Origin of the sequence: Flavobacterium fluviatile (genome assembly GCF_010645065.1) — a bacterium.
GTDB classification, from domain to species: Bacteria; Bacteroidota; Bacteroidia; order Flavobacteriales; family Flavobacteriaceae; genus Flavobacterium; species Flavobacterium fluviatile.
Window position 1 is genome coordinate 83,187 of sequence record NZ_JAADZW010000008.1, and the last position, 14,507, is coordinate 97,693.

A 14,507-nucleotide genomic window follows, 5' to 3' on the forward strand; every position below is an offset into this window, starting at 1 on the left:
CAATTTAATTACAGTGCTGCTTAAAAAGTAAATTTAAGTTGTATTCAAAACTAAAAAGCAGCACATAAATGAGCTGCTTTTTTACTAAGTATAGTTTATAAAATTTACTTCTATAACTTATATGGTGAAAAATTTTTATAAAGAAACCCCCCTTTTCCAAGGGATAAATACATCTTGTTTCAGCTGATCTGCTTTTGTTTCAACGTTTCCACTTGCCAGTTCTATAATGTAATCAACTAGTTCTTCACCAACTTCGGTGATGTTTTTTTCTCCAGTGATTACAGTTCCGGCATTGAAATCGATAATATCCGACATCCTGTTGGTTAATGCCGTGTTAGAAGCAATTTTTACCACAGGTGCAACCGGATTTCCCATCGGATTTCCTAGACCTGTTGTAAATAAAACAACAGTCGCTCCCGCTCCAACTAATCCTGTAGTACATTCCGCGTCATTTCCTGGCGTATTTAAAAGATTTAAACCCGGTTGTGAAATGTATTCGCCGTAATCCAAAACATCTACAATAGGTGCAGTTCCACCTTTTTTAGATGCGCCAGCAGATTTCATGGCGTCGGTAATTAATCCGTCTTTAATATTTCCCGGAGACGGGTTCATATCAAACCCTGAACCTGCATCCACAACTGATTTTTCAAAAGCTTTCATCAAAGATAAAAACTTGTCTGCTTTCTCTTCGGTCACACATCGGTTCATCAATTCCTGTTCAACACCACATAATTCCGGAAACTCTGCCAAAATGGATTTGGCTCCCAAAGCTGCGAAAATATCTGAAACAACTCCTAAAGCCGGATTTGCAGATATTCCAGAAAATCCGTCAGATCCGCCACATTCCAAACCAATACTTAATTTTGATATAGGTGCAGGTTTACGTTCTATTTTATTGGCTCTTTTAATGGCTTCATAAGAATCTTTAATCACCATTTGAAACATTTCATCAGTTGTCCCAATTTGTTGTTGTTCGTAGATCAAGATCTCTTTATCACAATTTGGACTAATCGCTTTTAATGCATTTTTAAAAATATCTACCTGCAAATTTTGACAGCCCAAACTTAAAATAGTAGCACCGGCAACATTTGGATTATTCACATATCCTGCAAGTAATTTTGCCAGCAATTCCGAATCTTGTCGAATTCCGCCACAACCACCTTGGTGATTGATAAATTTTACTTCGATATTATTTAAAAGATTTTCATTTCTATATTTATCGGAAACCTCTTCAACGCTTTTTTCTTCAATTAAAGAGCGTAATAAATTTTTATACGAAACATCCTTTTTTGGCAATAATTCATTTTCGAAAATATCTTTTAGTTTTTCGATATTTTTATTTTCACAAAAAACCAATGGAATAAACAACCAAACGTTTTTGGTTCCAACTTGTCCATCAGTACGATGATATCCGTTGAAAGTTTTGTTTTTCCAACGATCAACATTTGGTGGAGTCCAACCTAAATTTCCAGTTTTACGAAAAACTTCTTCACTTTGATGTTTAACGTTTTCGGTCGTAATCACTCCTCCTTTTTCTACAGGTTTTACAGCTTTTCCTACCAAAACGCCATACATAATAATTTCATCACCAATTGCAAAATCTTTTTCTGCGATTTTATGTTTTGCTTTAACATCAGTTGTTGGTATGACGGTAGTTCCTTCAAATGCAATTTGTTCGTTTTGTACCAAATCGGTTAAAGCGACAATTACATTATCAGCTGGATTTACTTTTATTAATTTTTTTTGCATGATAATAATTTTAAAAAGGTTCTAATTAGAATTTCGAGCTAAAATTAGCATAGCCTTTTTCAATTCCGTTAGCTTCAATTTCATTTAAAGCTACTACTAATGCTTCAGATAAACCTTTAATTTTTGTTAAATCTTCGCCCCAGAATTCTGTATTACCTAACACAGCAGCTACAACTGAATCCAAAGTTCCTAATTGCCAGGCATTTTTGAATGCTTCAACTAATTCAGGAGTATCTTTTACAGGCAATGTCTCGTTGTTCCAGGTTCCTTTGTAGAATTGGATTAAACAAGCTAATGAAAAAGTTAAATTTACAGGAAGTTTTCCGTTTGTGTTATAATACCCTAATAAACTTGGCAATACTCTTACTTTGAATTTTGAGATTGAATTTAGGGCAATATCAGCTAATGCGTGTTTGATAAATGGGTTTTTGAAACGATCCATTACCTCTTCACAGTAGGCAACTATTTCATTTTTGTCCATAGCAAGGGTTTCGCTAATTTCACTAATAACGTTGTCCACGAATTTTCCGGTAAAATCTCCATTGACAGTCTCCATTACCAATTTGTTACCGAACAAAAGTGAACAAGGAACCATTGCAGTATGTGCACCGTTTAGGATTCGAACTTTGATCATTTTGAAAGGTCGGATATCGTCAACAATCTTGACATTCAAATCTGTTTTATGGAATGGCAATTTTGCTTTCAAATCATCTCCGCCTTCAATAGCCCAAAGGAAAAATGGTTCAGCAGCAACAATTAAATTATCCTCATAATTTAATTTGCTATTGTATTCCTCAATATTAGCTCTTGGATATCCAGGAACAATCCTGTCAACCAAAGTACTGTGGTAAGAACAAGCTTCTGAAACCCAGGTTTTAAATTCATCTTCCAATTTCCATAAATCAACATATTGCAAGATTATTTTTTTGAGAGTTTCTGAGTTATAATCAATTAATTCACAAGGAATTATCGTTACACCTTTAGAAGCATCTCCGTTGAAATGTTTAAATCTTTCGTATAGCAAAACAGTCAGCTTCGCAGGAAATGAAACAGGTGGCTGCATATCAGGAGTGTCAGTACCGATAAATTCAATTCCAGCTTCAGTAGTGTTTGAAACTATAAACTGAAGTTCCTCTTCTTTAGCTAATGCTAAATAATCAGCAAATTCAGTGTATGGATTGATACCTTTTACAATATTATCTATTAACTCAATATCTTGAATTTTTTCTCCCTTTTTGATTCCGTTCATAAACAAGGTATAAAGACCATCCTGATCATTAATCATGTTTACCATACCGTCTTTCAATGGCTGAACCATTGCAATTCCCGCACTAAAACCAACTTCTTTATTCAGTTTGTGAAAAGCGTAATCAACAAAAGCCCTTAAGAAATTACCTTCACCAAATTGTACTACCTTAATTGGGTATTTTTTTTCTAATCCTGTATTTACTCTATTTAATTTTTTCATATTTAAACCTTCTCTAAAAGTGTTATAAATAACTTCATTAATTCCTTACCTGTTTTATTATTGTAAAAGAAACATTACACTTGTAAAAAACAAACAAAACTTGCTGTGAGGAGTGACAAGTTTTATTTCAAGCGTAATGTTCAATTACAACCTTTAAAACTCTAAAAAAAACTGCTTTCCAAATAAGAAACAAACTGATTATTCCTTATTTATTATTTTCTAATATTTTTTATGATGTTTAAAACATCACTTACTTTATTTTTCAAACCTTCAAAATCCTGTTTTTCAAGCAAGTCCTTAGAAATCAGCTGAGATCCGAGTCCTACGCATGTAGCACCTGCATTCAGCCATGAAGACAAACTTTCTTCAGTTGGGTAAACACCTCCTGTAGGCATAATTGTCGTCCATGGGCATGGTCCCTTTATTGCTTTAATAAACTCTGGTCCGTAAGTATCCGCAGGAAACAATTTTACCACTTCGCAGCCTAATTCTTCAGCTCTTGCAATTTCTGTAAGAGTTCCGCAGCCAGGTGACCACAATACTTTTCTTCTATTACAAACAATAGCAATATCTTCTCTGAAAACTGGTGTTACAATAAAATTTGCCCCTAAACTCATATACAATGAAGCTGAAGCAGCATCGGTTACTGAACCAACACCCAAAATCATTCCGGGTAATTCTGCCAAAGCATATTTATTTAAAGCTCCGAAGACTTCATGAGCAAAGTCACCTCTGCTGGTAAATTCCATTAATCTGGAGCCGCCATCATAACATGCTTTTAATACTTTTTTACTTAACTCGATATCAGAATGAAAAAACAAAGGAACCATTCCATTATCTTTCATTGTCTGAGCTACTTCAATTCTTGAATACTTTGCCATACTTAATTTATCTTGATACTAATCCCGCAGAATTTCCTCCTGCCATATTTTCAACTTCTTTTAATGTAACTAAATTATAATCTCCGGCAATGGTGTGTTTCAGGCAACAAGCAGCTACTGCAAAATCTAATGCCTTTTGTTTATCCTCTTTATATTGAACTAATCCATAGATCAATCCTCCCATAAAGGCATCACCGCTACCTACCCTGTCAATTACTGGAGTAACTTCTTGTACAGCCGCATTAAAAATAGTTTTTCCGTCAAATAAAACACCGCCAATTCTTTGATGTGAAGCACTAACTGAATAACGCAACGTAGTCGCTACAGTTTGTAAATTAGGACAAAGTTCATATAATTTAGAATATAAAGCCGGTAATGATTTTTCATCCTGATAATCCGGATTTACTTTAGGAATCCCCAACATAAAATATGCTGTGTCAATATCACCTAAAATAACATGACTGTATTTTAATAACTCAGGCATAACTTCACTTGGAGTTTTACCATATTGCCATAATTTTGATCTGTAATTCAAATCACAAGAAATAGTTAGTCCTAATTCATGTGCCACCTGAACCGCTTCCAGACATGCCTCTGCAGCACTTTGTGAAATTGCAGCAGAGATTCCGCTAAAATGGAACCAGGTTGCCCCTTCCAGTACTTTCTTCCAATCAATATCTCCTTTCTGAATAGTTGCCATAGAGCTGTGCGCACGATCGTACACCACATTGCTTCCTCTGGTTCCTGCTCCGGTTTCTAAATAATATGTTCCTAAACGTTCTCCGCCATAAACAATACTTTTAGATTCAACATTCATTTTACGCATCTCCTGCACTGCACAGTAACCAATTTCGTTCTCAGGCAATCTGGTAACAAATTCAGCATTAATTCCGTAATTCGCCAAAGAAACACAAACATTAAATTCACCTCCGCCGTAAGACGCTGTAAATGCTTTAGCCTGAGAAAAACGTAAATGTCTTTCCGTTGAAAAACGCAACATTATTTCGCCGAATGCAACTATTTTACTCATTGTCGATATTTAATTAAAATTTAAAATATTCTTTTGCATTGTTATATGAAATATCAGAAACCATTTTCCCGATCCATTCCATATCAGCAGGAAGTTCACCTCTCTGAATTTCATCTCCAAGAAGATTACACAGAATACGTCTGAAATATTCGTGTCTTGGGAAAGATAAGAAACTTCTTGAATCTGTCAGCATTCCAACAAAACAGCTGATTAATCCCATGTTTGAAAGGGCGTTTAATTGTTTAGTCATTCCGTCTTTCTGATCCAAAAACCACCATCCAGAACCGAACTGTACTTTTCCTCTCACACTTCCGTCGTTAAAGTTACCAATCATGGTAGCCATTACTTCGTTATCAGCAGGATTTAAGTTATAAATAATTGTTTTAGTTAATTTATCTTTACTATCTAATGCATTTAAGAAAGCAGATAGTTTTTGAGCCTGTGGATAATCCCCGATAGAATCCCAACCTGTATCCGGCCCTAAAATTCTGTGCATACGGGCATTGTTGTTACGCAAAGCTCCTAAGTGAAATTGCTGAACCCACCCTAATTCATGATATGTTTCAGATAAAAACAACAATACAGCACTTTGGAACTTCAATGCTTCTTCCGGAGTTATGGTTTGGTTTTCTCTTTTCTTTTTGAAGATTGCATTTACTTCAGATTCAGTAAAGCTTTCGAAATAAATCTGATCAAGACCGTGATCGCTTAACTTACATCCGTTTGCATTAAAGAAATCAATTCTTATTCTTAAAGCTGAAAGTAAGTCAGCATAAGTATTGATTGCTACTCCGGACACATCCCCCAATGTGTCCAGATAAGCATTGTAACCATCATTTGAAATCAAAATTGCTTTATCAGGCCTGAAAGCCGTACTCATTTTTGTTTCAAAAGGATTACTGTTTAATTTTTGATGAAACTCTAAAGTATCAATAGGATCTTCAGTAGTACAAACCAGTTCAGCATTTACTTTTTTAAGCAAATTGCGTGTACTGTATTCTGCTGAATTTACTTTTGCAGAAGCTTCCTCATATATTCTTTCAGCTGATTTTTCATTCAGCAAATCGTAAATATCAAAATAGCGTGCTAATTCTAAGTGTGTCCAGTGATACAGAGGATTACGCATTGTGTACGGAACTGTTTTTGCCCAGTTTAGGAATTTATCTTTATCAGAACCATTTCCTGTAACAAACTGCTCATTGATTCCTAATGTACGCATTGCACGCCATTTGTAGTGATCACCGTTTATCCACACATTTGTAATATTATTGAAAATTTTATCTTCTGCAATAAACTGTGGATTCAAATGATTGTGATAATCGATGATAGGCTGATTTTTGGAGTAGTTATGATACAACTCTTCAGCATATTTATTTTCAAGTAAAAAATTATCGTTTATGTATGTTTTATTAGAACTCATGTCTTTTAATATAATAGAGAATTATTCTTCGTTTGAGGGTTTTCCAATTGTAGCAAGGATACCACCATCAACATATAAAATGTGACCGTTTACGAAATCACTGGCTTTAGATGATAAAAATATCGCTGCACCGGCTAAATCACCAGGATCTCCCCATTTTGCAGCCGGAGTTCTGCTAATGATAAAATCATTAAACGGATGTCCGTCAACTCTGATTGGTTTGGTTTGTTCAGTAGCAAAATACCCAGGTCCGATTCCGTTGATCTGAACATTGTATTTTGCCCATTCAGTTGCCATGTTTTTAGTCAGCATTTTCAAACCTCCTTTTGCAGCAGCGTAAGCAGAAACCGTATTTCTTCCTAATTCACTCATCATCGAACAAATGTTAATGATTTTTCCTTGTCTTCTTTCGATCATTCCTTTAGCTACATGCTTAGAAACGATAAACGGACTTACTAAATCAATATCCACAACCTCTCTGAAATCAGCAACTTCCATTTCCAGTAAAGGGATTCTTTTAATGATTCCGGCATTATTGATTAAGATATCAATAGGTCCAACTTCACTTTCAATTTTAGATACAGCCGCACTAACTTCTTTTTCCTCTGTTACATTGAATTTGTAACCGACTGCATTAATCCCTTCACTTTTTAATTCGGCTACAGCATTGTCAATTTTTTCCTGAGAAGAATTTCCGTTAACCACAATAGTAGCTCCGGCCTGACCTAATCCTTTTGCCATTGCCATTCCCAATCCGTGAGTGCTTCCTGTTATAAGGGCAACTTTTCCTTTTATATCAAATAAACTTGTCATGATTCTTATCTTAAGTCTGTGATTTTACAAACATCCATATCTCCGTAATCTAAGTTTTCACCTGCCATTCCCCAGATAAAAGTATAATTACTGGTTCCGGAACCTGAGTGAATAGACCAGGGCGGAGAAATTACTGCCTGATGATTGTTCATCCAGATATGTCTTGTTTCCTGAGGCTGTCCCATAAAATGGCATACGGCCTGATTTTCAGGAATATCCAGATAGAAATAAACCTCCATGCGACGATCGTGAACGTGTGCAGGCATTGTATTCCATACACTTCCTGGCTTCAATTCAGTCATCCCCATCTGTAACTGACAAGTCGTAACCACGCTACCGATAATCATTTGATTAACAGTACGGTGATTTGCAGTTTCAACAGTTCCTAAATGCAGTTTATTTGCTTCAGCAAGACTGACTTTTACCGTTGGATAAGTTGTGTGTGCAGGAGCAGAATTTATATAGAACTTTGCAGGATTGTTTTTGTCATCACTTTTAAAAACAACTTCTTTATTTCCGCTTCCGATATACAAAGCATCTTTAAAACCTAACTCATAAGATGTTCCTTCAACCAATACTGAGCCACTTCCTCCCACATTTATAATTCCTAACTCTCTTCGCTCTAAAAAATAAGGTGCTTTAAGAGGATCAATAGTTTCTAAAATCAAATCTCCTTTTACAGGAACAGCAGAACCGGTAATGTATCTGTCATAATGAGAATACACCAATACCACTTCATCTTCCTGCATCAAATCATCAATCAGAAACTCATTTCGTAACTCCTGAGTGTCATATTTTTTTACAGCTTCTGGGTTTGATGCGTATCTGGAACTATATTTTGTCATAATTTAATTTTTAATGTAATCGATTGCACAAAATTATATTTTTATATTTAAATATCATAATAGAAATGAAAATTATTTGTGTAATAATTACACTTCTACTTTTTTCATTTTTGGAACTAATATATGCATGATAAGCCAGGCCAATAAATAAGAAGATCCGCAAATACAGAACATTATAAAATATCCTGTTTCAATTTTACCTATTTTGGTAAAATAAACAAACATATTTTTTTGAACTAACGCAGTTAATAAAATTCCGCCAACAGCTCCAAACATTCCCCCAATTCCTGTAACCGAAGCAGTTGCTTTTTTAGGAAACATATCAGACACAGTTGTAAAGATATTAGCACTCCAGGCCTGATGGGCTGAAACCGCTAATCCAATTACCAAAATAGCCCACCACATATTTATAGTTCCTAAATATTGCGAAAATAAAACCGGTAAAACTGCAAATGCATAAAGCAGCATACTTATTTTACGAGCTTTATAAGCGGGCCAGTTTTTTTCAATCAATTTTAAAGGAAGCCAGCCTCCAAAAATACTACCAACACTTCCAATTATATAAACCAATGCACAAGGCCAAATAATTTCAGTAGCCGAAAGCTTATATTGTTTCATCAGGAAATCAGGCAGCCAAAACAAATAAAACCACCAAACTGGATCAGTTAGCAATTTTCCAATTGCAAAAGCCCAAGTTTGACGAAAACTCAATAATTTCAGCCAGGAAACTTTCTCAGTATTTTCTGCTTCAATTACATCAGCTTTATCAGCATTTATATATTCAAGTTCAGCTTGTGATAATCTCTTTTGTTTTTCGGGCACTTCATAAAAAATAAACCACAAAATCAGCCATATAAACCCTATAACACCAGTTGCTATCAAAGCCCATTGCCAACCATAATTTTCAGCTATAAATGGTACCGATAAAGGAACAATTATTGCCCCAATATTGCTTCCTGAATTAAAAATTCCGGTAGCTAAAGCACGCTCTTTTTGAGGAAACCACTCAGCTGTTGCTTTTATCGCCGCAGGAAAATTACCTGCTTCTGTAATCCCTAAGAATACACGGGCAATTATAAATCCTCCAGTACCCGTTGCAAGTGCATGACCAACAGCCGCTAAACTCCACAGCCCAGTTGCTAATGCGTAACCTAGTTTTGTACCTAATTTATCAATAATCCCCCCTGCAACCAGCATACCTAATGCATAGGCGATTTTAAAAGCTATTTCTATATTTGAGTAATCTATAACCTCTTGTTCCGGAGTCCAATGAAAGGCTTCTGCCAAAAAAGGTCTTAAATAACTAATTACATTTCGATCTAAATAATTTACGGTTGTAGCAAAGAAAACTAAGCTACAGATGGTCCAGCGATATTTTCCTATCGCTGCGTTGGTTTCGTTCATAATGCGGTTTGGTTTGGTTGGTTAATAGTTAGCATGAAATCTTTTAAAGATCCGTAATTGGTCTGTATTTTGGCACTAAAATTTTCATTACAATCCATCCTGTTAAATAACAAACTGCACATATTGAAAAAATAATCATATATCCTGAGTTTATACCATTAACTACTGTATCTCCTGAATCTGATAGTAATTTTAAAAAATCACCTAAATTAGCAACACCTTTTTCTTTTAAAAATGCAGCTTCTGTTTCCGGACTTAAAAACTGAGGATATTTTTCTAAAAAAGACTGTCCGTTGACCAAACTCCAGTTTCTTTGAGTAAAATCAAATAAAACTCCAGAGCCTTTGTTTATTAAAGTTGAACCAATACCTCCTGCCAAACCTCCAATTCCTGTTATGGTCGCAATTGCCTTTTTAGGAAACATATCCCCAACAGTAGTAAAAATATTGGCAGACCAGGATTGGTGAGCAGCTCCTGCAATACCTATAATAATTACCGGTACCCAGTAACTAATATAACCTAATGGCTGTGCAACTAAAGCTAATAATGGAAAGAAAGCAAAAATAAGCATCGCTCTCATTCTTCCTTCATACGGATTCATACCTTTACTTTCAACAAAATAAGTTGGAAGCCATCCCCCTATAATTGACAATAACGTAATCATATACAAAACAAATAGCGGGAAAGCTGCTTCTGTAGAATCCATTCCGTAAACAGAACTCAAATAAGCAGGAGTCCAGAATAAGAAAAACCACCACACACCATCTGTCATAAATTTACCAAAAGCAAAAGCCCAGGTCTGCTTGTATTTGAAACAATCAGCAAGAGAAACTTTTGTTTTAGTTTCTGCCACATAACCTTCTAATTTACTGTCTGCAATATCATCCTGCTGTATATAAGCCAGTTCTTCAGCACTAACTTTTGGATGTTTCTCTGGTTTGTCATACATAAAAACCCAAAACCCCATCCATACAAAACCTAAAGCTCCGATTATAATAAAAGCCATTTCCCATCCAAAAGCCTCCGCAATGAACGGAATAGTTATTGGAGCAGCCAAAGCTCCAACGGTAGCTCCTGCATTAAAAATACTTGTTGAAAACGCTCTGTCTTTCTTAGGAAAATATTCTGCTGTTGTTTTGATTGCTGCAGGAAAGTTTCCTGCTTCACCAACTGCTAAAACAAAACGGGCAAAAATAAATAAGGTAACGCTCACGTTAATAACCATTGCTGTATCGTTTACAGTATGGATAGCATTTTTCGCACCTTCAAAACCCACAAACCATTCTCCTGTTATGATTCCAGAAGTTGCAATTCCACAAAATGCATGCAAACAAGCACCAATAGACCATATTCCGATTGCCCATAAGAATCCTTTTTTTGTATCTAACCAATCAACAAATCTTCCTGCAAATAATAAAGAAACAGCATAAAAAATAGAAAACAGTGCTGTAATATTTCCATAATCATTATTAGTCCAGTGAAATTCAGGAGCGATAAAATCTTTCCATGTCAATGAAAGAACCTGCCTGTCTAAATAATTAATGGTTGTTGCAAAAAATAACAATGCGCATATACTCCAGCGATAATTTCCAATAGATTTGTTGGTTTGACTCATAGTAACTATGTTTGTTTGGTTTATAAAAACCGTTTAATTAATTTAAAAACTGGTATTTTTTTTAATTTATGTAAATCGATTTCGTTAATTAATTATAAAATTTCAAAAGTATAATTAATTATAATAAAAACCTAAAAATGTAATCGATTGCACAAATATAAGTTTAAATACTTATATTCCAAATAAATTACTTAAAAAATTATTTCAGACTATAAATAAAATAGATATATCAAAAAAACACATATAATATTACATAATAAATAATACTTTTGTTAAATCAAGCTTCCCTGAAGTTCACTTAAAACATTGATATAATTGCATCTAAAATATGTTATTCACAAATTATTTTATTGATTTCTCAACAAATAATCCGTGAATTGAATAATATTTCAACTATTCATATATCGTCACAACGTACTTAAGTAATTAAAAATTTAATACCATATAAAATTGAAAACATTCTTAAACATTTCTTTTAAAAAGAGTTTTTATTTATTCTTTTTGTTATTTGGAATCTTTACTAAAATACATTGTCAAAATGAAGTCTTACCTCTTTGGAACAAAATACCAAATGAAGTAACTACTCCTGATTATAAGGAAAAAGTAGTTGTAAACGAAGGTAAAATCCAACGTATAAGTCACGTTACTGCACCCACATTAAGTGTTTTTCTTCCAAAAGAAATAAAACCTAACCATACTGCAATTCTTATTTTTCCGGGTGGCGGATATGCACATTTGTCAATGGAAAAAGAAGGGACTAAGGTCGCAGAATGGTTAAACACGCTTGGAATTACTGCTTTTGTTATCAAATATCGATTACCCAGCGATTTAATCATGAAAAACAAATCCGTTGGTCCTTTGCAGGATGCTCAGGAAGCCATTCGTTACGTTCGCGCTAATGCAGCAAAATGGAATATTGATCCTAATAAAATTGGCACAATAGGTTTTTCAGCAGGAGGGCATTTAGCCTCAACCCTGGCAACACATTTTGATGACAAAGTATATGAATCAAAATTTAATAATAGTGCGCGCCCAGACTTTTCAATATTGATTTATCCGGTAATCTCAATGGATAGCAATATTACCCACCAAGGTTCCCAGGCAAATCTATTAGGCAAAGAACCTTCACAGACTGCTATTGAGAATTTTTCTAACGACAAAAAAATAACACCACAAACTCCCCCTACCTTTTTAGTCCATGCCTCAGACGATAATGCTGTTTTACCTGAAAACAGTATCAATTATTATCTGGGTTTAAAAAAGAACAATGTATCAGCCGAACTACATATTTATGAAAAAGGAGGCCACGGCTTTGGATTAGGAGCAAAAGACACAAGTCAGTTTTGGACTAATGATTGTAAAGAATGGCTGAAAGTCAATAGTTATATTTTTTAAATATACTCAATCATATATGTTTAAACACTTCCGGATGCCTATACAGATAAATTTCATTAAAATAAAAGGGATGAATAAAAAAAACATCACTTTTATATTATTCATCATCCTCATCTCCTGATTCAAAATATTCATCTGGATCAAAAGGGATATCACTGTCAGGATCTTTATCATGTGCATCTACTCCCGGCGGATTAAACAAACCCCAACTGTCTTTAATATAATTCCATTTATCAAATCCTGCCACCCAATCAATAAACAACAAACGAAATTCATCGATTGTAGTTCTTAATAAATCAATGTAATCTGTATTCGCAACGACTTCTTCATAACGCAAACTTCCTGCATAAACAGATAATTCTCGTGCAGCTTTGCGGATAATTGCCGCATTTTCCATTCTTAAATCGTACAAATCTCCTCCTTCTGCTCCTGCAATCTTTGAAGGAATCGTAAATGCGTTTTCAATCATAAAACGAACTGTTGTTTCCTGCAAAAAAACATTTTCTTCTGGAATGATCTGAACTAATCCTTCAGTCAGTTTAAAAATCTGTTCTGCCTTTTGATAGATTGGCATTTTATGTATTTCGTCTAATTCTTCCATTTTTATATTTGAAAAAACATCTTAGATTATAAATTTAAAACTACTTTTCAGATAAAATCATTTTTCGTTTCTGAAATTTATTCTGCAACCAGTTACGGACTGGTTCATCATACAATTTCAAACATAAATAAGCAAGTACAATGCTTGCAATTAAAACGCCGATTCCCATTGGATATCCGTCTTCCAAAGGGACTTTATTATCTACAACCCAGGCTGTGTACCAATAGATCAGCGGATAATGTGTGATATAAAGTGGGTATGAAATGTCGCCTAAAGCTTTACAGATTTTGAGTGAGAACGGACTTTTTATTTCGCCACCGGCACCAATTGAAACTATTAGAGGGAATAACAGAATTATACAAAAAGATTCGTATAAACCATTCATCCAAAGACTGTTTGCATCTCCAATTCTTGGCATCATCAGAATTATCGTGATCAATGCACTACATATCCAGAAAGCTCCTTTTATGTGAATTAATTTTCCTAAACGTGACAGCAGAATTCCGGCGAAGAAAGGATACAACAAACGTGTAAACCCAATATTCATTTGTTCCAGATTCAGGGACCAGCCTCCAATAACATCTCCTTTTGGACCAAAAACAGTATAATTAATCAGCATCGCAGCAAATAGTAAAACAAAAAAACCAAGTACTTTGTTTGAAAATTTACGAAAAAACAATGCATATAAAATATTCGCTATGTATTCGAAAAAAAGAGACCAGGCTGGCCCGTCAAGCGGATGCATTTCGCCCCAGCCTCTAATATCCATCGTTTTTGGAACCGGAATCAAAGTAAAACCAATCAGCATTACCAAAAGCAACTTCCAGACCGGAGTTTCTGCAATTTCCGGAAATAATTCATCTGAAGCCTGAAAGTAGTAGAAAGCGCCTCCAATGACCATTCCCATAATTACCATAGGCTGCAGACGAATCAAGCGCCGTTTGTAAAATTCCCATTGTGTCATTTTCCCCCACCGGTCATCATAGGCATACGCTACAACAAACCCAGATAAAAGAAAAAAGAAATCCACAGCCAGATAACCATGATTGATAATTTGCTTAAAACGGTTTCCTAATGCAAATGTTTCAAACACATGAAAAGCAACCACTAAAATCGCAGCTACACCACGAAGGCCGTCTAAAATTTCATAATGTTTTTTCGGTTTAATATCGGTCATGAAATGGTCAATGGGTTAGGAATTATTAGTTATTAATAGGTTATTTTAAATTTAGATATAAATTTTAATTGCTCTATTGCTCATTTTTTATTTTACATTAAATGCTAAC

At 34.7% G+C, this 14,507-nt stretch carries 12 protein-coding genes; 1 reads left to right on the plus strand and 11 read right to left on the minus strand.

Annotated features, from left to right (window positions below; genetic code table 11):
* Positions 1-135: 135 nt before the first annotated feature.
* The 9 genes from GXM17_RS10595 to GXM17_RS10635 all read right to left on the minus strand — a co-directional run bounded on the left by GXM17_RS10595 (position 136) and on the right by GXM17_RS10635 (position 11,225).
* On the minus strand, positions 136-1,749 hold the full coding sequence (locus GXM17_RS10595; protein ID WP_163399309.1) for a UxaA family hydrolase: 1,614 nt from the start codon (positions 1,747-1,749) through the stop codon (positions 136-138).
* 25 nt (positions 1,750-1,774) lie between these two features.
* Positions 1,775-3,217, minus strand: a complete 1,443-nt coding sequence (locus GXM17_RS10600) for a tagaturonate reductase (RefSeq protein ID WP_163399310.1) — start codon at positions 3,215-3,217, stop codon at positions 1,775-1,777.
* Between the two features lie 212 nt (positions 3,218-3,429).
* The gene (locus tag GXM17_RS10605) at positions 3,430-4,098 is read right to left on the minus strand and encodes a bifunctional 4-hydroxy-2-oxoglutarate aldolase/2-dehydro-3-deoxy-phosphogluconate aldolase (protein WP_163399311.1); all 669 of its coding nucleotides are present in this window, start codon (positions 4,096-4,098) and stop codon (positions 3,430-3,432) included.
* A gap of 7 nt (positions 4,099-4,105) precedes the next feature.
* Positions 4,106-5,128 (minus strand): sugar kinase, encoded by a 1,023-nt coding sequence (locus GXM17_RS10610; protein ID WP_163399312.1) that lies wholly within the window; start codon positions 5,126-5,128, stop codon positions 4,106-4,108.
* A 13-nt stretch (positions 5,129-5,141) separates the two neighbouring features.
* Positions 5,142-6,548: a glucuronate isomerase gene (uxaC, locus tag GXM17_RS10615; RefSeq protein ID WP_163399313.1), complete on the minus strand. Its 1,407-nt coding sequence runs from the start codon at positions 6,546-6,548 to the stop codon at positions 5,142-5,144.
* Between the two features lie 21 nt (positions 6,549-6,569).
* A complete protein-coding gene (locus GXM17_RS10620; protein ID WP_163399314.1) occupies positions 6,570-7,361 on the minus strand; it encodes a gluconate 5-dehydrogenase in 792 nt (263 codons plus the stop codon).
* Positions 7,362-7,366: 5 nt separating this feature from the next.
* A complete protein-coding gene (gene kduI, locus GXM17_RS10625; RefSeq protein ID WP_163399315.1) occupies positions 7,367-8,206 on the minus strand; it encodes a 5-dehydro-4-deoxy-D-glucuronate isomerase in 840 nt (279 codons plus the stop codon).
* An 87-nt stretch (positions 8,207-8,293) separates the two neighbouring features.
* Positions 8,294-9,610, minus strand: coding sequence for an MFS transporter (locus tag GXM17_RS10630; RefSeq protein WP_163399316.1), 1,317 nt, complete (start codon positions 9,608-9,610; stop codon positions 8,294-8,296).
* A gap of 43 nt (positions 9,611-9,653) precedes the next feature.
* Positions 9,654-11,225: an MFS transporter gene (locus GXM17_RS10635; RefSeq protein ID WP_163399317.1), complete on the minus strand. Its 1,572-nt coding sequence runs from the start codon at positions 11,223-11,225 to the stop codon at positions 9,654-9,656.
* Positions 11,226-11,675: 450 nt separating this feature from the next.
* On the opposite strand from GXM17_RS10635, the gene GXM17_RS10640 reads away from it, so the two are divergent.
* Positions 11,676-12,620 (plus strand): alpha/beta hydrolase, encoded by a 945-nt coding sequence (locus GXM17_RS10640; protein ID WP_163399318.1) that lies wholly within the window; start codon positions 11,676-11,678, stop codon positions 12,618-12,620.
* Positions 12,621-12,717: 97 nt separating this feature from the next.
* Here the strand turns inward: GXM17_RS10640 and GXM17_RS10645 are convergent, their stop codons facing one another.
* Both GXM17_RS10645 and GXM17_RS10650 read right to left on the minus strand, forming a co-directional pair.
* A complete protein-coding gene (locus GXM17_RS10645; protein ID WP_163399319.1) occupies positions 12,718-13,221 on the minus strand; it encodes a hypothetical protein in 504 nt (167 codons plus the stop codon).
* Positions 13,222-13,261: 40 nt separating this feature from the next.
* Positions 13,262-14,398 (minus strand): acyltransferase family protein, encoded by a 1,137-nt coding sequence (locus tag GXM17_RS10650; protein ID WP_163399320.1) that lies wholly within the window; start codon positions 14,396-14,398, stop codon positions 13,262-13,264.
* Positions 14,399-14,507 lie beyond the last annotated feature (109 nt).